At 41.4% G+C, this 25,016-nt stretch carries 15 protein-coding genes; 6 read left to right on the forward strand and 9 right to left on the reverse strand.

The annotated features are described in order from the left end of the window. Positions 1-611 precede the first annotated feature (611 nt). Positions 612-8,033 (forward strand): cellulose binding domain-containing protein, encoded by a 7,422-nt coding sequence (locus tag AC1DQW_RS08115; protein WP_477453620.1) that lies wholly within the window; start codon positions 612-614, stop codon positions 8,031-8,033. A 21-nt stretch (positions 8,034-8,054) separates the two neighbouring features. Beyond that, entirely contained in the window at positions 8,055-8,987 is a 933-nt protein-coding gene (locus AC1DQW_RS08120) for a PorP/SprF family type IX secretion system membrane protein (protein ID WP_477453621.1), read from the forward strand. A gap of 148 nt (positions 8,988-9,135) precedes the next feature. Here the strand turns inward: AC1DQW_RS08120 and AC1DQW_RS08125 are convergent, their stop codons facing one another. The 7 genes from AC1DQW_RS08125 to AC1DQW_RS08155 form a co-directional block, all read right to left on the reverse strand. Further along, positions 9,136-10,158, reverse strand: a complete 1,023-nt coding sequence (locus AC1DQW_RS08125) for a LacI family DNA-binding transcriptional regulator (protein WP_477453622.1) — start codon at positions 10,156-10,158, stop codon at positions 9,136-9,138. Positions 10,159-10,220: 62 nt separating this feature from the next. Then, complete coding sequence (locus tag AC1DQW_RS08130) at positions 10,221-11,708, reverse strand: glycosyl hydrolase family 28 protein (RefSeq protein ID WP_477453623.1); 1,488 nt, start codon at positions 11,706-11,708, stop codon at positions 10,221-10,223. A 252-nt stretch (positions 11,709-11,960) separates the two neighbouring features. Beyond that, on the reverse strand, positions 11,961-12,542 hold the full coding sequence (locus tag AC1DQW_RS08135) for an RNA polymerase sigma factor (RefSeq protein WP_477453624.1): 582 nt from the start codon (positions 12,540-12,542) through the stop codon (positions 11,961-11,963). 234 nt (positions 12,543-12,776) lie between these two features. Next, positions 12,777-16,919 (reverse strand): hybrid sensor histidine kinase/response regulator, encoded by a 4,143-nt coding sequence (locus AC1DQW_RS08140; protein WP_477453625.1) that lies wholly within the window; start codon positions 16,917-16,919, stop codon positions 12,777-12,779. Between the two features lie 732 nt (positions 16,920-17,651). Next, positions 17,652-19,328, reverse strand: coding sequence for an RICIN domain-containing protein (locus AC1DQW_RS08145; RefSeq protein WP_477453626.1), 1,677 nt, complete (start codon positions 19,326-19,328; stop codon positions 17,652-17,654). 471 nt (positions 19,329-19,799) lie between these two features. After that, positions 19,800-20,423, reverse strand: coding sequence for a hypothetical protein (locus AC1DQW_RS08150; protein WP_477453627.1), 624 nt, complete (start codon positions 20,421-20,423; stop codon positions 19,800-19,802). Positions 20,424-20,553: 130 nt separating this feature from the next. Continuing rightward, positions 20,554-20,841 carry a hypothetical protein gene (locus AC1DQW_RS08155; protein ID WP_477414050.1) on the reverse strand — a complete coding sequence of 96 codons (288 nt, stop codon included), beginning with the start codon at positions 20,839-20,841 and terminating at the stop codon, positions 20,554-20,556. A gap of 424 nt (positions 20,842-21,265) precedes the next feature. Here AC1DQW_RS08155 and AC1DQW_RS08160 point away from each other — a divergent pair, with 424 nt between their 5' ends. The 3 genes from AC1DQW_RS08160 (at position 21,266) to AC1DQW_RS08170 (ending at position 22,803) form a co-directional block, all read left to right on the forward strand. Continuing rightward, positions 21,266-21,946: a GNAT family N-acetyltransferase gene (locus AC1DQW_RS08160; RefSeq protein ID WP_477453628.1), complete on the forward strand. Its 681-nt coding sequence runs from the start codon at positions 21,266-21,268 to the stop codon at positions 21,944-21,946. A 369-nt stretch (positions 21,947-22,315) separates the two neighbouring features. Beyond that, complete coding sequence (locus tag AC1DQW_RS08165; RefSeq protein WP_477453629.1) at positions 22,316-22,513, forward strand: hypothetical protein; 198 nt, start codon at positions 22,316-22,318, stop codon at positions 22,511-22,513. Positions 22,514-22,521: 8 nt separating this feature from the next. Next, complete coding sequence (locus tag AC1DQW_RS08170; protein WP_477453630.1) at positions 22,522-22,803, forward strand: type II toxin-antitoxin system YafQ family toxin; 282 nt, start codon at positions 22,522-22,524, stop codon at positions 22,801-22,803. A gap of 48 nt (positions 22,804-22,851) precedes the next feature. Here AC1DQW_RS08170 and AC1DQW_RS08175 read toward each other — a convergent pair whose 3' ends face one another. Continuing rightward, the gene (locus AC1DQW_RS08175) at positions 22,852-23,760 is read right to left on the reverse strand and encodes a metallophosphoesterase family protein (RefSeq protein ID WP_477453631.1); all 909 of its coding nucleotides are present in this window, start codon (positions 23,758-23,760) and stop codon (positions 22,852-22,854) included. Between the two features lie 17 nt (positions 23,761-23,777). After that, the gene (locus AC1DQW_RS08180; protein ID WP_477403888.1) at positions 23,778-23,945 is read right to left on the reverse strand and encodes a hypothetical protein; all 168 of its coding nucleotides are present in this window, start codon (positions 23,943-23,945) and stop codon (positions 23,778-23,780) included. 250 nt (positions 23,946-24,195) lie between these two features. On the opposite strand from AC1DQW_RS08180, the gene AC1DQW_RS08185 reads away from it, so the two are divergent. Next, a complete protein-coding gene (locus tag AC1DQW_RS08185) occupies positions 24,196-25,005 on the forward strand; it encodes a lysophospholipid acyltransferase family protein (RefSeq protein ID WP_477453632.1) in 810 nt (269 codons plus the stop codon). Positions 25,006-25,016: the final 11 nt, after the last annotated feature.

Consider the following 25,016-nt stretch of genomic DNA (forward strand, 5'->3'; position numbering starts at 1 on the left):
TTTAAGAGGTCTTGAACAGCGAAAACAGGTCAATACAAAAGTTCATAAAACATTTTAGAAATCACTTTCCGCTTAACAGCAGAAAACGTCAGGAATTGACGTCGCCTTTCACCCAACGTAATTTTATGTTCTATAAATCGGTTGGATTTTGGTCGTGTCGGAGATACCTTGTAGATAATAAGATGCAAAATCCAGGTCCAGCTCCGGTATGCCTCTTTTTACTGTTTACAATTCCCTGTAAATAAGCGGCATACAAAATTAACCCTCTCCTCCAAACAACAAACAATCAGCTGATTTACAATGAATTACTTCACAAATCGCCTATAGCAGGTTTCCCCCTAAAAATATTTTAAATTATTTGAGTATAATAAATGCCATTGCCTGTCTATTTGATGACCTGTGGAAAGTAGTACTTGCTTTTGCCTGAATAGTTATAGAACAATAACTACAAGGCACAAAAACGCTGTTTTCTATATACATACACACCTGCTATTTACGACTGACCTATTTTAATTGCGCCATCAAATCATCTTACGATGGCGATGTTCTTATACATGTATTTTTTTAGCCAATCCATAATAATCAAAGTTTAAACTAATTATTCACTATTTATGAACCTTTGTACCTATCTCACACCCCGGAAAAGAAAAAAAAGTTTATTTCTTTTCCTGCTTATTTTTGCTTGCCTCATAACCACAAGTAAAGTAACCCGGGCACAGACCTTTGTAAATCCCGGCGTTCCCTTCACCCAGGCAGACCTGGCTCAACTTAAGGCCAATATGAATACAGAGCCCTGGCTTACGGGATATAACTCCCTCAAAGGCGATTCGCATTCGCAATTGAGCTATGGAATGAGAGGGCCTTTTGCTACGGTAACCCGGGCACCCAATTTAAACAATCCGGCATGGCTGGATGATATGATCGCTATTCATAACCTGGCGTTCATGTATGTTTTTACAGGCGATTCCACATACGCCCGTAAAGCTACCAATATGCTGGATGCATGGGCAGTTACCAATACCACCTGGGGTGGCGGAGAAAATATGCTCGATATTGGCGACCGGGTAGCTTATTTTGTTGCCGGGGCTGATATTTTAAGAAGCATCTTCCCGGGATGGACAGCGGCTAACGATACCCATGTCAATAATTATTTCCGTAATGTTTTATTTCCAACTTCTTGGTCGCCTTACCCTACAAGGGATGCTAATAAAGGGGCTCTTCAAACTGCAATTGCAATTGGTATATCGGCCTATTTAAAAGATCCTGTTTTATGGCAGCAAGCCCTTGAGGTATACCGTATGGATGCAGGCGGCGGGTTGCGGAATAGCTTACCTAACGGCGAAGTAGGTGACTCCGGTCGTGATGACCACTGGTTTGAGCAGATCCAGGCGCTTGGGTGGAGTGCCGAAGTAGCCTGGAAACAAGGGGTTGACCTGTTTGCAGAATTTGATAATCGTTTGTTTAAAATCGGCGAATTATATAATCAGTATAGTCAGTCGCCTGCCGGTACCTTATCTTTTATACCATACGGAGCCTATGCCAGCTATTGGACCAATTGGGGAATCCCTCCCGGATTTGTTCACAGGCATCCGTTTAACAATATCATCAAGGGAGCATATGCACTCCGTAAAGGCATCCCAACACCATATACCGAGCAAATACGTGCGCTGGCAGGCGAAGATGGTTTTTCGTTTTTGTATTTAAAATCTTCCGATACCTCGCATGCCACACCTTTAACGCCGGTTGTTTACCCTACCGATAACGTACAGGCGGTGAGTAACGTAACCAATCTGGATATCGGTAATACCGGGCTGGCAGGCAGCGCTTCGTTGAATAACGGGGTCTGGACAGTTAATTCTGCCGGAACTTCTACCAGTAATGCCTTCAGCTTCAATTTTAAAAAGATCAGCGGCAATGCTGGCCTGGTCGTAAAAGTTAACAGCATGTCGCTCAATACCGGCGGCTGCGGCGTCATGTTACGTCAATCGCTGGCTGCTGGTTCCGCATTTTGGGATATTTTTCTCAACGCTACAGGCGGTATCGGCAATCATTGGCAGCCCAAAGCCCCCTGGTGGTTAAAAATCGAACGCGTAGGTACGCGTATATTCGCCTACCATTCGCAGGACGGTATTAACTGGACCAATCTTAGCTGCTGGTATTCTGCAACAGGTTTCCCAACCGATCTGTATGCCGGGTTTTATACCATCTCTGGTAATGCTTCGGCACTCAATACTGCCACGTTCAGCAATGTAGCTTATAGTCGAACTGCGCCGGCCGGCTCTCCGGATATCAGCAGTGCTACTACAGCCACAGCTACAATTAGCACACCTTTCAGTTATAATATTACCGCCGGTGCTAATCCATCTTCTTATAGTGCCAGCGGCTTGCCAGCTGGGCTTAGCCTTGATGCGGCTACCGGTATTATTTCCGGCACACCTACTGCTTTAGGGCAAAGCGAAGTTGCCATAGCAGCTACCAATGCCAACGGCACAGGTACGGCAACCCTCATCCTCAACGTTATCAATAACCAAACGCCCGCAGCGCCTGCATCGGCCGCGGCATCGGTGGTTAACGCTACGCAAATTAAATTGACCTGGGCAGCTTCGGCCAACGCTACCGGTTATTCGGTTAAACGTTCGCTAAGCCCCGGAGGTGCATATACAACAATCCAGGCAGGGGTTAGCGGTACCAGCTTTACTGATGCTTCTCCTGTGCCCGAAGTAAACAACTATTATATTATTACGGCCTTTACCGGGAATCTGGAAAGTAGTAACTCCAACGAGGTCGTTGCTTCAGTTCCGCCTGCGGCCCCTGCACAACCCACTGTGGTTAATAAAAACAAAGAAATTGATTTAAGCTGGACCACCGCTTCCGGAGCAGCAACCTATAATGTAAAAAGAAGCACCGTTAGCGGCGGCCCTTATACAACCGTAGCTAATGTGCCGGGTACCAGTTACGCCGATATAAATGTAAGCAACGGAAGCCCTTATTATTATGTGGTTTCGTCAGTTGGGCAAACCAAAGAAAGCACGAATTCGATCGAGGCATTCGGGGTCCCCGGGGCTGGTTCTTATACCTGGAAACCGGCAACCGAAACCGATTCATTAAAACGGGCTTCCAACTGGGTAGAAAATGCTATACCGGCAAGCCCGGCCATTATTATGTTCAACGCATCGGCTGATACTATTTTGACTAATAACATTAAAGGGCTGGCGGTTTCGCGGATGCAATTTAACGCGGGCGCAAACAGTTATACCATATCCGGCGATACACTTCATTTAAAGAATGACCTGGTTAACAATGCCACAACCTCCCATACCCTGAGTACACCTGTTGTACTGGATACTTTACTCAATGTAAACACCATAACCAGCGGTACGGTATCCCTCACCGGAGGGCTAAGCGGAAACGGAAGTTTGCTTAAAAATGGCATAGGATATCTTTATATATCAGGGAACAATACTTACACCGGCACCACCACACTAAACGGCAACGGGCAAAGCTGGCCCCCCGTATATGGTTTGGAAGTTTCGGGCGCTGGTACCGGAACGCCTTCGGCTCCAACATCCGGGCCGCTGGGCACGGGTAAAATCATTATGAATGGCGGGGCATTATTCTCTGCAAATGGCGATGCAACCTTTTATAATGACTTTGAAATAGCTGCCGGTAAAACCAGTTATTTTTATCAAACCAGTAACGCAATAAACCTGCGGGGCAAGCTTTTGGGTAACGGCACCATTATACAGGATGGAAACACTTACGCGGGCTTACACCTTTTTGGCGATAACAGCAATTTCACCGGTACTTTTGTATCCAAATTACGTAGCGGTAATAACCGGGTGCGTTTTGAAGTACCAGAATCGGGTAGTGCAAAAGCTTACTGGAACCTGGATGCCAATGGTAACGACTGCCAGGGCATACTGTTCGCTACCGGTACCATCAGTTTTGGCGCACTTTCCGGCAGGGGGGCAATCCGGACAGATGCGGGAGGTAGTCCTACCATCAGCATTGGTGCATTAAACCTTAGTACAAATTTTGGAGGCGTCATGTCGGGCTCAATGAACGTTGAAAAAGTAGGCTCGGGCGTACTTATTTTTAGCGGCAATAATTCATATGGCGGCACCACAACCATCAATGGCGGAAAATTCTTGCTGAATAACGACCCGTCGTCCGGCGTATTTAACAGCGCGCTTACGGTTACAGCCGGTTCATTCGGCGGAACCGGTAAAGGTTCAGGATCAGTTACTATCGGAACCGGAAGCGGAACAGGCGCGATACTTGAGCCCGGAAACCAGGCAATCGGTTCGCTGATAACCGGAGCCTTAACATTAAAGTCTGATGCTACCTACAATGCCGAAATTGATTTGGGAAGTGCTACGGGAGATAAGATAACAGCTACCAGTGTAACCCTGGTCAATAATCCTAAATTATCAGTAACGGGCATTGCAGGCACATTACCATCGGGCACTTCTTATACCATTATTAATAATACAGGCAGCACCGCCATTGCCGGAACTTTTAAAGATTTGCCGGAATTGTCTTTAGTTACCGTGGGCGGTTACAGTTTCCGGATAACCTATCAGGGAGGAACGGGCAACGATGTTCAGTTACTGGATGACCGCACTTTGCCCGTTACCATCACCAGTTCATTAACCGACACTGTTGTAGTCGGAAAGTCTTTTAATTATACTATCGGGGCAATCAAATCGCCCAATAGTTTTTCGGCAAGCGGGCTTCCTACCGGGTTGAATATTAATACAAATACGGGAGTAATTTCGGGCGCTCCAACCCAAACCGGAGTTTTTTCTGTTACCCTAACTGCATCAAACGGAAGCACTGCGGATACCGCAGCTCTTGCTTTAACGGTTCAAAGCAACATCGTTAGCGGAATCCTGGTTGCAGCGGGAGATGCTAAAAACATTATAGAATGGGGGCCGATATCAAACTTCAGCTATAAAGTTAAACGTTCCACTACTTCGGGAGGGCCTTATACCACCCTTGGAAATGTTAGTACTACACAATATACCGATGCGAACGTGACTAACGGAAGCACCTATTTTTACGTGGTTACATCAATTGACAGCACTGTTGAAAGCCCAAACAGCATAGAAGTAATTGCGAAACCCAATATTGGCCAGAATGATTATTATAAATTTGATGAGCAAAGCGGCACCAAAGGGGTCGACGCCTGGGGCGCAAAACATGCTACACTGGCGGCTACAGCCAGCCATGGTACCGGCAAGTACGGCCAATCGCTCCTGTTGGATGGAACGGCCAATGCTTATACAACGCTTCCATCGGGCACTATGAGTACGCTAAATGATTTTACCATTTCTACGTGGGTAAGAATGGACGCTATTACTACCTGGATGCGTGTATTTGATTTTGGGCAAAGCACTACTCAGTATATGTTCTTAACAGTTCAGGCAGCCGTGGTAAGCGGAAAATCAACTGTCCGTTATGCAATTAAAAACGGGTCTGCTGCCGAACAGAACCTGAATTTTAATTATACATTCCCGCTCAATACCTGGACAAACCTGGCAGTAACAAGGTCGGGCAGTACTTGTACTTTATATATCAACGGCGCAGCTGTAGCGTCCACCACAGCTATCAGTATCAAGCCATCGGCCCTGGGAACTACAGGTTTTAATTATTTAGGCAAATCGCAATTTTCAGGTGATCCTATGCTTAAAGGCTCAATTGACGCGTTTAAGATTTACAGCAGGGCATTAAGCGCCACAGAAATTGCTGCGGACCTTCTTAGCGATCAAACAATTACCTTTAACCTTATGACGCAGAAGGTAATGGGTGATACCGATTTTGCACCTCCTGCCACTGCATCTTCGGGCCTTCCACTAACATACACCAGTTCAGATACTACAATTGCAGCTGTTGTTAACGGGAATGTCCATATTAAAGCAGCAGGAACGGCTGTCATTACCGCTTCTCAGGCCGGAAACACTGCTTATAAAGCGGCAACATCCATGAACCAAACTTTAACCATAGTTAAAAAAGATCAAACAATAACCTTTAGCACTTTAACTCCCAAAACTGTTATCGATACTGATTTCTATGCGGGTGCAGCAGTAAGCTCAGGTCTATTGGTATCTTACACAAGCGGCGATACGACAGTTGCAGCCATCTTAAACGGGAAAATTCACATCAAAGGTGCAGGAAACACTGTTATTACCGCTTCACAAGCCGGGAATGCCACCTATCTTCCGGCAAGTTCGGTAAGCCAAAGCCTTGCGGTAAACAAACTGGCTCAAACTATAGCTTTCAATACTTTAAGCCCCAAAACGGTTACCGATGCCGATTTCTATGCGGGTGCAGCAGTAAGCTCAGGCCTATTGATCTCTTACGCAAGTTCCGATACAACAGTTGCAGCCATCTTAAACGGGAAAATTCACATCAAAGGAGCAGGTACAACTGTTATTACCGCTTCACAAGCCGGGAATGCTACCTATCTTCCTGCAAGTTCGGTAAGCCAAAGCCTTACCGTAAACAAACTGGCTCAAACTATTACTTTCAACGCCCTGCCTGCTAAAAGACCAGGTGATGCTGATTTTAGTATTTCCGCAACTGCTTCATCGGGCCTGCCGGTAAGCTTTGGCAGCAGTAATACAGGTGTTGCAACGGTAACCAACGGACTGGTTCATATTGTGGGAACCGGAACAACTGTTATTACAGCCAGCCAGCCGGGTAACGCAACTTATAAAGACACAACGCTTAGCCAAACCTTTACCGTTATTCCGCTTAACCTGCAGGTACAGTACCAGGATGGGGATACCGGACAATTGACCAATAACATCGCCCGCCCATATGTGAAGGTGGTGAATGCCGATTCTGTTGGCGTAGCCTATAGTGAGTTAACCATGCGTTACTGGTTCACTGCAGAGAATTATGCCGGCATCAATACCTGGATTGATTACGCCCAGCTGGGGAACAGCAATGTAAAAATGAAATATGTTCCTTTGGATCAGCCCCGGAATGGCGCCCTGGGTTATGTGGAATATAGTTTCACCGCAACAGGAAACCTGGGCGCTAACAGCAATACCGGGCAAATACAATCCAGGTTTGCCAACCAGGACTGGGGATTGTTGAACGAGGCGGATGATTATTCCCATCAAAGCAATACCAGCAGCTATGCTGGCAACAACCATATCACGCTTTACCGCAACGGGATGCTGATATGGGGAACCGAGCCAACTGCTGCTACCCCGCTTACCAGCCTGAACGTGTTTTACCAGAATCAAAACACAGCTACCAGCGGCAATACCATCAGCACCTACCTGGCTATTAACAATACCGGGAATGTACCGGTAGCTTTTGGCGACATTACGGCCCGTTACTGGTTTACCAAAGACGGCACACAAAGCCTGAACTACTGGATAGATTATGCTAAAAAAGGCAGCGGTAACATCAGCGGTAACTTTGTACCATTAAGTACTGCGCTTACCGGGGCCGACACCTATTTTGAGCTTGCGGTAAATTCCTCAGCCGGTACCCTTTATCCTTTAAGTTCATCGGGCAATATCCAGTACCGTATTGTCAAAGCAGACTGGTCGAACTTTAATGAACTGAATGATTACTCCTACCTGGCCAAAGATGTGATGAAGGAGAATAACCACATTACGGTTTATTATAAAGGGCAGTTGATTTACGGAACAGAACCTTCAGCAGGCTCCGTGTCATTAAAAAGCGCCCCGCTGGCCGTGGCTCCGCCGCAGCGCGACATCAGCAATGAAGGAATTGTAGTACACCAGGGTCTTTCTCCAAACGGGGATGGTATTAATGATGTGCTGATCATAGACGGCTTAACCGCCTACCCGGATAATAAATTAACGATCATGAACCGCAGTGGTGTTAAAATATTTGAAGCGAATGGCTATGATAACAGCTCGAAAGTATTCGACGGGCATTCCAGTATAGGCGGCGCCATGCAGCAGCCGGGTACCTATTTTTACACGCTGGAATATAAGAAGGGTGAAGAAAATAAACATAAAACCGGTTTCATCATCATTAAATACTGATAGCACGGCATGGTCCCGGATATGAATAAAATTTATAATAACAAGAAACCCCTGCTTGTTGCATTAAGCCTGTGCCTGTTACTTATAGTAACAGGCAACAGTGCTGTTGCGCAGCAGCAAGCCTTTAGTTATACCCAGTACATGGATAACTTAACACCGTTTAACCCGGCCTATTCCCTTTTGGATAAAGCCGGATCAATTCATACCCTGGCACGCAAGCAATGGGTAGGAATAGACGGGGCGCCGGTAACTTACCTGATCAACGGGAACCTGCCCATCGAATCGATTGACGGTGCAGCAGGACTGATCGTATTTAATAACCAGTTGGCCATTGAACATCAAACCGAAGTAAATGCCTATTTTGCAAAAGGGATCCAGCTGGACCCTTACAGTTATTTAGCGGTATCGATCAACGCCGGCGTACGGAACTATGCAGCCAATTATTCTACATTGGATTCCAATGATCCAACCTTCAGGAATGATGTAAGGGGAACCAAACCCAATATTGGATTTGGCGTAATCTATTATACCGGCTGGTACTACCTGGGGATCTCGGCACCCGAGCTTACCATAACCAGTTTGGGGACCGCATCGATTCAAAACAATTCCAATTTCAGGAGTCATTATTACTTTTCAGGGGCTATGCTTGCCAATATCAGCGAGGATATCAAATTTAAACCGGCAACATTGGTTGCCTATGCAAAAGGAGTGCCGCTTGTTGCGGATGTTTCCGGTACAATGTATATAAAAGAGACCCTGGGGCTTGGTATCAACTACCGTACCGATAAAACAATGGCAGGGATTCTTACATTAAATATGAATGCCTTTCATATAGGTTACAGCTACCAGTTAGGCACCTCATCAGCCAACCTGGGGGGCTTTAACAACGCTACCCATGAAATATCGCTGAGCTACCGGTTTGGGAAACTTCTGAATAATATTAATTTACTATAGCCCATTTCCATATTATAAAAAAGCTGTTGCAAAAAGAAAAACAAAGTAGTTTCCGGAAAAATGGGATTGCCTATTCTGTGATAAGCTTTGCCCATTTATTAGATCCGGGAAATGATTTCCCGGATTTTTTTTTGCAATAAACTGGCTATTATCTTGCTTGTGATGATGCCCGGATAATAAGCTCCGCATCCAGAATAACTGTTTCCGGGCTACTCTCATCATCGTTGGTGCGGGTAAGAATCGTGAGCATCAAAGCGACCAAATGGCTGGCTATTGCAGTAATTGGTTGGGATATGGCAGTAACAGGTGGCGAATGTAATTTAAACAACCTGCTATCGTCAAATACAATTACAGCCACATCCTGCGGAATCCGGAGGCCAAGATTCCTGATCGCTTCCAGTCCGTTTTCGGCGATATAGTTTGTTGAAAAGTAAAGCGCGTCGATAGCGTTGTTCTCTTTCAGGAAATTTTCAATTTCAACTATGCTTTGCTCCCTCTGGCTATGATACCTTATTTTTTTAATTATTGGCGATTGTTTTAAATCAGTTATTGCTTTTAGGTATCCATTTTGCCGTTCAATCATTTGAAATTGCTCGGATACCAATGTTATTAATGCAATATTTTGATAACCTTCCTGCACCAAATGCTTTACTCCCGAAAAGCTTGCAAAAAAATTGTTTACCAGAACGGTATCAGCTTTAATATTCCCGAGCGGACGGTCGAATATGACGATAGGAAAACCATCTTCCAATAATTCGCTGACAGCGGATTCAATACCCGGCGCCGGCGCGATAATAAAACCATCAACACCATGATTTTTAAAAGCCAGTATTAAATCCTTAGCTTTCCGGGTGTCATTTTCTGTACTTCCATAGATGATCTGATAGCCTTTGTTGTATGCATGCTCCTCGGTTGCTCTTGCAATAGATGAAAAAAAAGGATCAGAGATATCTTCAATCATCATACCCAGAATTTTGGTTTTTCCCGCTCTGAATCCCTGGGCTATTTTATTGGGTATATAACCAACATTCTTTACATAATTCAGGACTTTATTTTCTAAATCAGGAGTAATCCCATATTCTTTTGCCTTCCCGTTCAGGATAAATGAAACCGTAGTTTTAGAAATGTTTAATTGGTTTGCGATATCCTTTATTCCTAACTTCTTTTTCATAAAAGCTCCCGGGCATATTACACTTTGAAATGTTCAGGTTTATTTTAAATAGTTGTGGTTAATCATTCCGTTTTGATAAATCTTAAATCCTCAACATGCTCACCAACAAATATATCCGCCATATCTCCCGTTTTGTAAAACGACGGCTTATTAACCATATCATCCGAGATGATCTGATCTGCGATTTTCAGGTTCTCAAACGTTATATTTTTGATTCCCCGCTTCTCATCATAACCAGCAATAATTGACATGTTCGCGTTTTTACCTGCATAGTGAATATTTTTAAAATAAACATTCTGTATACCATCACCGGGCGACGTATTATACTTATGATTAAACATTACCCGAATATTGATAAGCTGGCCCTTACTTATGCTTTCAACTGCAATATTTTCAAATCGAATATCGCGCAGCAAATTGCTATCCCCGGCATTTAACGACATACATCCCTGGTAATCTATCTGGTTTTCATGCTGATTCAGTATGATTATATTTTTGAATTTTATGTTTTCGAGCGTATCTGGGTTTTTACTGTCGCCATGGGTGCCTACCAGGATAGGATGGGCTACATCTGCCCACAAAATTGAATTACTTACGGTTAAGTTTTTTACATTACCATAATAATCCCAACGGTGCCCATATACGGCCACACAGTCGTCAGAATTTCGCATAAAAACATGATCAAGCAAAATATCTTTACTACAGAACACATCAATTCCATCTGCATTTCCCTCCGAACTGAAGGATTTAAGATCTTTTATGTTTACTTTCTCCGATTGACCGATAAGTACCGAATATTTATGAGGAATAACGATAATACCGCTGATCTCGACGTTTTTTGAATATTGAACGAGAATGGCATCCTTTCTTGTTGTCACAGAATCGGGGGACTTGTTATTTTCGTGCCGGGCAGACTCTTGTCCAACATTTAATTGTGTTAAAATACCGCGGCCAAAAATCTTTACATTTTCTGCGTGATCAACTATAAAGCTGCCGTGTACAATAGCTCCTCCGGATATATAAACTTTTTTATTTGAAGGCAGGAGCATCCTGCCGATTTCATGAATTCCGGGACCAAAATAAATAAGGTCCGCGTTTCCTGAAGTGGGTCGTTCGGTATCAATAGCATTCGCAAAGACCTGGAGGTTCTCAAGAATATTCCCGTTTATTTCAACAGAAACAAACTGTGAAGCATCCATAGAAAAAGTAATGGTATTTCCGTGTATCTGCGAAACGATTCCATAAGCCGCCGGGCGGATTTTAACACTTTTAACTTTGGCATTATTTACCGTTACCGAAACATTTACCTTGGCCGAACAATCAAAATAAGTATAGGAAGTCTGCTTTACTGCCATCCTGTTATTAACCGAATGGGCAACGTTTGCATAATACACGTCTGGCCTTTGCCAGGCTGAGCCTGCCTCTTTTATCTTTACCTGGTAGGCTTTACTTATTATTGTACAATTAGGGGCTTTATAGTTAATTATTTCTGCAAAACTGCAAATTGTGGTTTGCAGAAAAATGCATACCGTAAATATTGATTTAAACATATATTATTTATAAACACTGAAATTTTAGAAAAGACAGCCTAATTGTATTTACATACTCATGTTATTAAGGATAAATTAGAAAAAAGCCCCAATAGCTTAAGCCTTATAACCAATTGATACCCGTATGTATGAAGAAGGCTTAATTACAGATGTTAATTATAGTTGTGAAGTAATAGTTTTAGCATATGTTAAATAAAATCATTGATGTGGATTGTAAATGCAATATTTATTTAAAATTGAGGTCTTAATTTTTTAAACGGCAACTCTGCAATCTGCCATGTATTTATCTTCGGACAGTTCTGTCCTCAACTGAAGTATTCCACGATGGACATGATTAACTACCGACTGGTATTTTATACCTGTAACCTCGGCTATCTGCTCATAGTTCCAGCCGTCAAAATATTTTAGAAATATCATTTCACGCTGCCGTTTTGGCAAGCCATTGAGTGCAATAGAGAGCTGCCGCTTCATTTGAAGGTTAATTTCCTTGTTAACCAGTATTTCTTCCTGGGAAAACACCATTTCAATCTCAAAGTCTTGTATAGTGTGAGTATACCGCACCTTATCACTTTTAATATAATTGATAGCAATGGAACGGGCGGCTTTAAAAAAGTACACCTTAACGTTACTAATCGGGCCGAGCTTTTCCTTTTTTTCCCATAATTTAATAAAAAGATCCTGGAGTAAATCGTAGCATACATCTTCATCCTTCAATATCTTAAGTAGATAATGAAACAGACCGGGAAATAATTCATTATGGATACATTTGAATGCCCCAACGTCCCCACTGCGGGAATCTTCCCACCAACTTGATAACTGACTGCTCTTATTCATAAACGGTTTTGGATTTTCTTAATGCTACATACTTTATACATACAAAACTCAATATGCCGTGCACATTGGCTGGTTTGAAGAACAAAGAAATAACAATGAATAATTGGTTTAACAAGAGCTAATATGGTGCGAATTGCACATAAATACGGGGTACAAACAAGCCATTTAAAGGGTACAATTCGACCAAAAAAGGCTCTCTAAACCGGTTTAGAGACAAAACCGATGGATTGCCCGTTAAGTGCCGCTAACATTGAAGCGTTTTTTAAATACCGGGCGCTTCTGACGAACAAAGTCGGAAGGATTAACGCCGAAGAGTTTAAAAAACTGTGTACGGAAGTATTTGATATTGTTGAAGCCGGTTTCAAGCGCAACTTCATTTACATTCATATTCGATTGAATCAATAGTTCTGCCGCTTTACGCAATCTTATATACCTGATGAAGCTGTTGATTGAATGCCCCGACAGGAACTTTACTTTCCTGAAAAGGTTTGAGCGGCTCATCCCAATTTCATTTGCAAGTACATGTACATTAAAATGTTCGTCTGTAAGATGCTTTTCAACCACCTCGATACATTTTTCCAGGAAATGCTTATATTCTTCCGAAATGTTAATATTACTTTTTTTCAGTGTTACCGCGTTATAAAAATAGCTTTGTAAATTGCTTCTCATCTGCAATAAATTGGCAACACGCGCAATGAGAATTTCTTTTTCAAAAGGCTTGTTTATATAATCATCCGCCCCACTCTCCAATCCTTTAATCTTATTTTCTGCTGATGAGCTGGCAGTCAGCAAGATCATGGGGATATAGTTGAGCAAAGGATCTTGCTTGATTATAGCACACAATTCAATGCCGTTTAAGCCAGGCATCATTACGTCACAAATAATCAAGTCAGGCAGCTTTTCCTTTGCAACAGCAATACCACTCAAACCATCTGCAGCTTCGCATATGAGATAGCTTTTTTCAAGTATACTTTTAATGTACCGCCTCAGTTCGTGATCGTCATCAATAATTAATATTACCTTTTTATCAGTAATTATTCCCTGGCCCTTAAAATCAAGCTGATTTTCAACTATGTTAGCAACCGGCAAACTATCGGCCAGTTCATTTAAAAGTTCTGAAGACTGTGATCCCGTTGCTGCTATTTCCTTACCTGCAAAATGAGCTGTACCCTTTTTCAATTGAAGTAAAAAAACCGTTCCGGTTGATACTTCGCTTATATAAGAGAGAGATCCATGGTGTTCGGCAGTAAATTGCCTGGCAAGATACAAACCGATACCAAAGCCAGCCTTTAACAATCCTGTGGTATCTTTTGACCGGTAAAATTTATCAAACAACCTTTCTTTAACATCCTCCGGGATCCCCTGTCCGGTATCAGCTACGCTGATATTTACAAATTCAGTATCCTCTTTGATACTAATGATCACCTTTCCGTTTTGTGGCGTATATTTTATTGCGTTTGAAATTAAATTAAAAAGGATAATTTCAATCTTTTCCCTATCGCCATAAATAACCAGGTCTTTAACATCGGCAATCAATTCATAATGCAGGTGTCCTGTTTTTGCCTGAGGAATAAAGCAGGACTTTACATCACGACAGACTTCAAAGATATTTATGGGCCCTATATTTAATTGAGAAATGCCATCGTCAGCTTTTCTGAATAAAAGCAATTGGTCAACCAGGCTTAACAACCTTCTTGCATTCCTATATATAATATTCAGGTCCTGGCGGTCATTCTCCAAACTCCGGTCTAAAAGATCCTTGATGGGATTAATTATTAAAGATAAGGGTGTACGGAATTCATGAGACATTCCTGTAAAAAACTCCAGTCTCCTCTCGTGTAATTCTCTTTCCTTTTCCTGCAGGGTCTTTTGGTTTTCGGCATTAGCTACCGCCAGCTTAATTTCATATTTCAAACGGGTTTCTCTAAACTTATAATCCAGGTACCAGTAAATAAAAGATATGACTAAAAGTACATACACAAGATAAGCCCACCAGGTGCGATACCACGGAGGCAGCACTATTACCTTTAAATAGGCTTGTTTTGATAACCACTGCCCTTCAGAATTGGTGGCATTAATTTTAAATGTATATGTTCCCGGGCTTAACCTGGTGTAAACTGCGGTTCTGTTGTGCCCGGAGTAATTCCATCCCCTGTCCCAGCCTTCCATTGTATACCTGTAGCTAATTCTTTCCTGGGCAGTGAAATTGATAGCTGCAAAATCAAAAGAAAGAGACGCTTCATCATAAGGCACCGTAAGCGAGGTAATAAGCTTCTTACTATCAGATTTTAGCCCGAAAAGGTAATCACTTGAAGGGTGATTATTTATTTTTATCCCCGTAATAACCAGGTTGGAATTATCTTTTATCGGGACAATTTGCTCCGGACGGAACAGACTTAAACCGTTAATGCCGCCAAAGGCAAGTTCTCCGGTTGACAGGTGCAAGGAGGCATTATAGTTGAATTCCCTGTTCAAAAGGCCATCACTTTCAAAATAATTAGTAAATATCCGTTTTTGCGGGTCGAACCTGGAAATGCCATTGTAAGTACTCATCCACAAGTGCCCAAAACTATCTTCTTCGATAGCCAAAATGGTGTTATTACTTAATCCATCATCAGTAGTGTACTTACGGACAATACGATGTTTATTCCTGTCAAAAAGCATCAAACCGGCCTCTGTTCCCAACCACATATTACCCCATTTGTCTTCATGTATTGATCGGACAGATTTGCCAACCGGAAAAAACTTATGCTTTTTATTTATCCGGTCAATTTCATAAATACCATCAAATGATCCTCCCCACAATTTTCCGTAATGGTCTTCGGTAATAGCCAGGATATTAATTAGTTTAGAATCAAATACACTGAACCGGTCATTTTGTCTGTCGTAGCGGTAAAACCCATCCTGCAATGCGCTTGCCCAAAGATTATGTGCGCGATCTTCCTTCAAGATCCAAAAAATTGAAGTGACCGGATTTCCCGCTTCATTAACTCCTTTATAAACTTTGAATTCTTTAGATTGAGGCAAATACTGATTTATTCCGTTACTATAGGTGGCAATCCATATTTTGCCGAATGAATCCTGCTGGATGCATGTAATAAAATTGGAATTTATCTGTCGTGAATCCCCCGGGGAATGGCTGTAGTTTTCAAATGTATTTTCCCTTCTGTCCCAAATGCTCAGGCCGCCGCCATCGGTACCAATCCAGATTTTTTTGTCTGAAGTTTCAAAGATAGATTTGACAAAATTATTAATCAGGCTATTCGCATTTATCGGGTTATGAGCAATATTAAGAAACCTGGATTTGTAATCATCTATTATATTTACCCCTCCCCGCAGTGTGCCAATCCACTTTCTATTTTGCTTATCTACGTAAATAGCGTAAACAGCATTGCTGGATAGAGAAAACTGGCTCAGATTGCTGTTCAGATAATTAAACTTCCCGGTATTTATATTCAGAATGTTGATACCTCCGCCATCTGTACCGATCCATAGCGAGCTATCCCGCATTGGTTGAATACTTGTTATCCTGTTTGAACTAAGCTTCTCTGGACCCTCGCTCAGCTCAAGGTTATAATAACCCAGCTTTATATCGTAACGATGTAATCCGGAGCTTGTTCCAATCCAAAGCCGACCTTTGTCTGCCTGCATACACGAAGCCGCTGTTATTGATTTATTAATGACTTCAGCTTGTTTTTTTTCCTTGTTATACAAGCACAATCCGTGGTCTTTAACCATTAAATAAACATGTTGCAAGCCATCTGTACACAAGCTCGTAACATTGTAATTCACGATAATTTTATGGCCATCAATAAGGGGAACACCATAGCCTGTTTCCTGATGTTTTCGATCGAAGACTATCAGTCCGTTGTCCTGTGAAGCCACATACACCAATCCCGTGGCATCAGTTTTAATATCCTTTATGTAAGTACTGAGTTTTTTTGGTTGGCTATTACCAGGAAAAAAGGCATAAACCGGGGTGAATTTTTCAGACACCCGATTAAAAATATTTATACCCTGCCTGGTTCCTACCCATAAATCATGCCTGGTATCTTGTGTAATACAGTTAATCCAATTATTTATGATGGATTTTGAGTTATTTGGATTATTGCGGAAGATCTTGAAATTATAGCCATCATAACGGTTTAAACCATCATATGTCCCAAACCATACAAATCCCTGGTCGTCCTGGTAAATGCAGCGGACTTCATTATTTGATAAGCCATTATTGATTGATAAATGATCTATTGCAGGATAAACGATAGCAAAAGATAATAATGGCTGAAGTATCAGAACAACTACCAGGTATACAATGCTGATATAGTTGGCTGACTTCGCAACTTTAGGATATAAGCAATTGTTAACCTCGGGATTCACTTTTACTTCTCTTATTAAACTGGTATCACTATCTGGGCCGGATTTAATTGTTATAAATCTAACAAGAAGCCTATTGGTTAGGATTCATCTGTACCCCGGGACTTGCTGATCTTAGTATATATAGAGTTCCAGTTAGAAGCGATCAATTTCGGGGGAATTTTAAGTTTCCTTATCCGAAAGGGAGGCACGGGCTCTATTTCATCTTTCTTTTTAATCATTTGTACAAATAAAAGATTTTCCATTCATTTTCTCAAATTATCCGGGAGCTTATATAATTGGCTGTCCTTCAAGGCAAACTAAGTCGGGTGCGTCTCCTAATTATTTTCTTTCAAAAGCTTTATATATTAAAGTTTTTTTCGGCGAAACATTAGTGTTAAATATCACAACGCAATATAAAAAAGGCTCCCTGAAGAGCCTTCTAACCAATTATTAATCAATAGTTACCCAACCGGTATATCAAGATAATATATAGACAATTGTGATTGCTTTATATACTCACCATTTTCATTTTATTACGATAAATTATTTGACCTGCCTAATTTAAACGATTGAGAATAAACGCAAAAAGACCATTGACCGGCCTTTTTGCGCAACCTGGATCATATTAAACAGCTGAATTTATTTCCCTACGCGCAATGATGGCCTGGTTTAAACAGGAATGGCATGAACCTATAGTCCATGCCATTTCTTGTTTATAAATATAAGTTTTACGTTTTTTTAGCAACATGTTTATCAAGGTGCAATGGTCCATAACTGATTGTTGCTGGTTCCGCTTGCCCAGAATTGCATGATGGATCCATCCGCGGTACCACCTCCGGTATCCAGGCATTTGCCATTAGTACGGTTTACAATTTTAAAGTAGGATCCTACCGGTATTATTGTCCATTGTTGATTGGTGCTTCCGCCGCTTGCCCACTCGGCAACTGTAGAACCGTCGGCAATGTGGTCATAGCTATCCAGGCACTTGCCACCTGTTACACAAGCTAATTTGTAATAACCGCCGCTATATGTTATTACCCATTTCTGGTTATTACTACCGCTTGAGGCCCATTGCCCCACATTTGCTCCGTTAGTATTTACCCCTAAATTATCCAGGTATTTTCCGCTTGCGCGATTGACCAGTTTATAAGTTCCATTGGCTATAGGCTGCGTTCCTACAGAATGTGTTAAAGTTCCAAATCCTAACTGGTCATACCCTCCGCTGTTTGGCCCATAATCGCCGCCGCCGCCTTCGGGCCTTACATTAGCAGCATACTGCCCGCTAAAGGTTGTTCCGGTAATGCCATGTGATATCTGGTAATTGTAGATCAGCTCCCAGCTTGGGCGGATATCTCCCCTACCGCCGGCTGCAATAACCGTTTGTGTTTGCCATGTGCAATTTTGCCCGTTAGCCCAGTTATAAGTGGTGAAAGGCACCTCGTTTCCAAGATTATAACTGGCAGTATATTCGCAAACTGCCAATGCTTTGTTGTTTTCATAAGCAAATAAATCCTGGTTTTGGTTATAAGCCATTTGGCAGAAAGCCCCCAGCAGAGAAATATCCAAACATTGGTGCCCCTGATCACGACCAGCTTCCTGTCCTTGCCCTAACTGACCTGAATTGTATAAAAAAGGCACAGCATGATCAATTGAACCATTTCCGGCGCCGGTTTTGAAATAGGTTATTGCTTCGTCAAACTTGTTAGTGTCGTCACATAATATGCCAATTGAAAGAATTGACGCCATACTGCACAAATCCCAGTTTGCCCAGTAATTTGTTATACAGGCTCCATTATGATTCACCAAAAAATCGTGGTTCATTGGATAAAATACGTTAAGCATCATATTTTTAAAGCGTGTAAAGTCTGCTGCTGCCCAGCCGCTGTAGTCACGCATGATCTCGGCTGCATTGGCAAACTCGTAACCATATATACCGGCAGCAAGCCATCTGTCTGCAGATCCCTGGATCGATACCAGGGTAGATGACCATGCGTTCATGATAGCCACTGCCTTATTTCCACAGGCTACATCGCCATTGATTTTCCAACGTAAAGCATTTTGATAAGCGGCAGCAATATCATTATATAGTTTTGAATAGTTTTCCGGCGAACCAGAACCTCTGTAAACGGTATCCACAGGCCCTTTCATGGCATAAGTTGATAGCGAGTGTGAGTTGGCTGTAAGTTTGTTCCATCCAGACAGCCAGGGATCTGTCCCTGCGTTAACCATGGTCTGCATCCTGATCAGATCTGCCTGGGTATGCAGCATTCCGGGGTGAATGAATGTAGTGGTTGCGTTTACGGCAAGTTTAGAAACAGATGTAGGCTTATTGCTATCAGCGTTTACCGCCACGGGCAAAGATGACTTTTTACAGCCTAATGTAAACATCAGAAATAAACAGCTAAGAAAAATCAGGCTTTTTGACTTCATTTTTTTTAAATTTTGGTTAAGTTATAATTTGGTTAATTAATTACAAATGAAACACCTACCAAAAACGCAAAACCGAACCCAAATACTTAGCATAGTGTTGATTAATAATAAAATAAATTGCAACCAAGATAAGAGACATGGCTTCCGTATTGACTAATAGGTAATAATTGTAAGTCAAACATATTGCAATTAATAAATAATAATGAGGGACTAATTGACCATTTATGAGGCACTAATAGGCCAGGAAGGAGTAATAATATTAAATTTCATCAAAACACGTCACAATTTATAACAACATATTTCACCCGCCATTTACAGCTGTATTAAATTGATCCTAAGGCATGTGGCAATAAATTAAGGATTTTTAATTTCTATCTTCCCATTGTGTTTACTTATGGGCAGCGACAAATAAGCAGACTTTTGCAATGTGTTTTATCCTTAGTTCACCCAAAAAAAAGATCTGAACCCAAATTACCGGGCGGGAGTTGTTTTAGCCTTACCAGGCTTCCAGATCTTGAAGTTTAACACAAATTTATTTTTTTGGATCAGTGAACGCCATTCGACAAATAAAATAGAGCACAGTAAAAGCAACCCCAATATTAAACTTGCAATYGATTTCCAGGAAAATCCTTCCTTGATTATGCTTTCCGCATTTTCTGAAACATATTTTCCCATATGCACAGTAATGGCATCGCTTGTAAATTTACCTACAAAAAAAGTTGGGATTATATACCTTGCGTTTATTTTTGACATACCACTGGCCAGGAATAAAGGCGTAGTGGGAAGCGGTAATAAGGTGTAAGCAAGTATGACTACCTGGCTTTTCCATCCTTTTTCTTTTAGTTTTTTACCAAGGAACTGGACATCTTCATTCTTCGACTTCTTAAAAATTCTTCCGGCCAGCATCGGGATATACAAAGTAAGGGTATATCTTCCAATAATAGACCCCACAACTCCAATTGTAATAACCCACCAAACATTTAGGCCATATACAACCTGTAAAAAAATCATAATGGTAAAAGCAGGTGGAAACGGGAAAGGAACAACATCAAATAAAAAGGCGCCCGTAAAAACAAGCAGGTATTGCCACCACATATTTTTATATCTTTATTATCAAATCTATAGTTTTAATCTTAGATACAAAGATTGCGATAGAGGTTATTACCTATCCTACCGGATAATTAAATATAATTTAGCGAACGGAGTTGAGTATAAAACATCCTGATTAATTTACAGCTTCAGGATCAGCAAAAATAAAATCGGTAACCAATAAGCCTTTCGATCCGTTTGTAGTTTCGATGGTATAGATGTATTTATAGGTTTTTGATAACTGATCAAATCCCTCGTCAATCACTTTTATATTCAGATCAGCTAAAGAAAAGTCCTCACTGTTTTGGATACATAAAAATCGTTCATCCTGTATTGGTAAAAAATCGTCAGTATATCCCTGGTCGTGCAGATCAATTACCCTGCTTGTTAAAGCATTGCTTAATCTTTTTTTATTGTTTTTCATGGTAATTTTCAATTTAACAGCTTACAAACATACCTCCCTACTTATTTGCTACTCAACATCTTAGCAAATTTCAATCCAAAAGCATGTAAATTCAATTACAATGCGAGTGTTTATTTTTTTTTCTTAAACCTGTTACAAAACTTCATAAATCCAGGTTCAACTCCGCCTACAAATAACACCCTGTGTTTGGATTTTAATACAACAATAAGTCAAATTGGCAGGGTTTAATTTTTAAGTACTGCCGCTATTTTTAACGCACGGTAAATAAATGGAATTATGATACRGTAAAACATACAACGCCAAATAATCATCCCCGTTATCAGGTATAATTATTATCGATAAAAACTAAAGTGGTTTATTTTAATGCCATTTGGTATTTTTCATAATTTTAACCAAACAAAATTTGAATATTATAAATACCTACATGGAGCATCCACTTGATAACCCGGCCTGGAATGCTTTAACATCTGGCAATAAAAACCTTTCGGCAGGTGTTCACCATGTTAAATATTTTATAAAAGATGTTTCCCCTTTTGCAGGCATGGCCGAAAACACACCCGGGAACTTCGATATCCTTTATAATCTCCTGCCGTCTCAAACTACGGTGGCCGTTTTTAATCCGGGCGAGATGGAGATCCCCAAACAATGGAAAATCATTCAGCAAATGAGGGCCTTGCAAATGGTATACAATAACCCGGCACCACAGGCAGTAGCCGGCGCGGAACTTATACCTTTACGAGATGAGCATATACCGGCCATACTGGCGCTCACCAAACTAACCAACCCCGGTCCGTTCTTTAGCCGTACTATAGATTTTGGAAATTATTACGGCATTTTCAATGGCCATCAATTGGTAGCCATGGCCGGGCGGCGTTTACAGCCTTTGCCCTACATGGAGGTTAGCGCGGTTTGTAACCATCCCGATCACCTTGGCAAAGGTTACGCCAGCCAATTAATACAACACCAGCTGCGGCTAATTAAAGCTGATAATGGCATTCCATTCCTTCATGTGCTTTACGATAATGCAAATGCTATTAAAGTTTATGAAAAGCTGGATTTTGTAACACGGAAGGAAATGAGCATTTGCGCAATACAGAAGGTTTAACTACTGGCAATACAAAAACAGGGGCGTGGCTTTACCGAGAATGAGATATAATTTGTTCAACATATAGCATGCTTTTTGCTACATCTGGCTTAATTCAGTAAATTTGTTAATTACTGTAGCTCAAAATTCGCATACCGAACTTAATGCTGTTTAAATTAGCCTGTTAAGGCTATTTAGCAGCCCATGGCTGACAGTGAGACTTCGGAGCTAAAAAAATATTGGTTAATTATTATGGAGATCAACTGGAAAGTGAAGTAGCTAAGTTATTAGGAATAAAAAATATTCTCGGAAAGACATTGATGAGATGCTTAGCGCAGATTCTTAATAATTAATTAAGTAAATTTATAACACGTAAAATTCATCTTGTATATGCAAACCCTCGAAATTAAAGTACCGGACGATAAAACCCGCCTGGTTAAAGAATTTTTAAAAGAACTTGGTGTAACCGTTAAAGTAAAAAAAGAGGTTAATACTCCAAACGCAGATACTATAGCTGCAATGAATGAACTTAAAGCAGGTAAGGGCAAAAAATTCAAAAGTGTTGACGAACTTTTTAACAGTATCTGATCAAAGCGATGTTTGAAATTGTTACTTCAGCGAAATTCCTAAAAGATCTGAAATTACTTAAAAAACGCTCAAGTAAAGATTTTAAATTATTACAGCAACTAATTACTGTACTTGCTGAAAAAGGACACAAGGGGTTAAGCAAAAAGCATAAACCTCATAAACTTAGCGGCGATTACAAAGGATATTGGGAATGCCATGTAAAGCCCGACCTGTTACTTATTTGGGATGAGAATGAAAAACTAATGATTTTAGAGTTAGTAAGAACAGGTACACATTCAGATCTATTTTAATTTATAACATCCGGAATACATTAACCTTCATGGCATATCTGTTTCCTTCTACCCCAGGTAATTCACATATTGCTCCTCAAACGTTCCATCACTGTAAAGATCAATAAGCCCATAGCCCGGTGCGGTTTCGCGGAGGTTGCCTTCCCACCATGCACCGCTTACGGCCCCGTTACAGATGTAGGTAACATTATTATAAACCACCTTATCCCTTAGATGGATGTGACCGCTCAAACATAATTTAACATTGGGGTGCTGGTAAAACAAGCGAATGATTTTTGCTGTATCGGTATGCATATCGCCGCCCAGTATTTCCCATTTGTTGATAATATCATCCTGTACCATCAGTGTAGCACTCAGGATAGGAATATGCGACATCACCAGTACCGGCATTGCAGGGTCGGTGGTTTTCAATTCATTCTCCAGCCAGGCAAACTGCTCGTCGCCCAGTTTACCAATGTACCAGGTTCCGTCAATATCAAGGTGTACACTGTCAAGCAAAATAAATTTCCAGCCGCCTTTGGTAAAACTGTTGTAGGGCTTTGAAAGTTTTAGCTGGTCCATGGAGTATTGTTTGCCGTAAATAGCCTGGCTTTTATTATTCTCGTTCCACCATATATCGTGGTTGCCCAGGCAATAATGTACGGGAATGCTGCTTTCGCCTTTCATCACATTGTTCATCAGCCGCCATTGATCGTTAATAGTGCCGATGTTTTCCTTGTTCATATCAAAAACAATATCCCCGCCATTCAGTATCAGGTCTGGTTTGGGACTTTGCTGCTGCAAATGGTGCAGGCATTTAACAAATTTGGCGGGAGCATCAAACTTGTTTTTAAGATGCACATCGGTCAAATGCGCTATCCGGAGCACATTTTTTTTAGGATCGATGATGTTACCAAAACCCAGGGTTGGCGCCAGTAACAGGCCGCCAATATTTTTTAATGCTGATCTTCTTTGCATATGAAATGTAAAACTAATTAGATACGAGGTTTTTTATGCTCCCCTTTTTCCGGCTTCATTTCTGACTTATTACTATCTTTTTCATATTCCTTTTCATCCTTTTGATTCCTGCGGATGAGCCATATCACCAATGCAGCCAGCACAAGTGTTATGGCTATTACTAAGGGATAATTTATCGCTTCCATAATTGGTTTGTTGATTAAAACAGATGTAGGGAAAGGGCTCGAACCTTTCATATGCTGCCGGCCAGCGCCCTACGCAATGATCTCAATGACCGGCGCAAAGTTAAATGCCTTTTTGGTAATAATAACCCAGGTGGATAATTTAACAAAATGGTAATATGCCGAATTGAATGGCAGTGAAAAATCAGCATCGTACTACAAAGCATAACAACAACAGGACTATTCCTTTACACCATAACCTTATTTTTGCCAAATGGCAATAATCAGCAAAAATGATGTTATAAAAGCAACGGGAACTAAAAGGCTTCCCGGTTTAGCTGCGCTTTTAATGAAGCTGATGAAAATTGATGCATTTAATAGCATGATGCAGCAGGCTGGCACTTTAAAAGGTGTTGACTTTACCCGTTTCGTGCTTGATTTTTTAGGTATCACTATCCAGGTTGATGAAGAGGATCTGGCCAGGATCCCGGCTTCGGGCGCTTTTATTGCAGTAGCTAATCATCCTTATGGCGCTGTTGAATCGCTGGCCTTGCTCAATTTACTGGTTGCATCCAGGACCGATACTTTATTTATGGGTAACTTTCTGCTAAAGCGGGTACCAAACCTGGCTGATTATATCATTGCTGTTAACCCTTTTGAAACCGTTAAAGATAGCTCCAGCATCAGCGGACTAAAAAACACTTTGTCCAAACTTCGCGGCGGCACCCCGGTTGCTATTTTCCCTGCCGGGGAGGTTTCTGCATTTGATTTTAAAACCAGGCAGGTTACCGACAGGCAATGGCACCCCGTTGTTGGGAAACTTATTGCAAAAGCCGGAGTACCTGTACTCCCCATTTATTTTCACGGCGATAACGGGATAGGCTTTAGTTTGCTGCGCTATATACACCCGGCCCTTCAAACGGCCATGCTGCCAGCCGAACTTTTTAACAAAAAAGGGATGGTATTACGTGTGCGCATTGGCAAACCTATATCGCCCTGCAATTTTCAAACCCAGCAAAAAACCGATGAGCTGCTGCCTATACTGCGCGCAAAAACATATGAACTAAAAGAAGTTGCTGCCTGATATTTAAAACT

The organism is Mucilaginibacter sp. P5_A4, assembly GCF_056400605.1.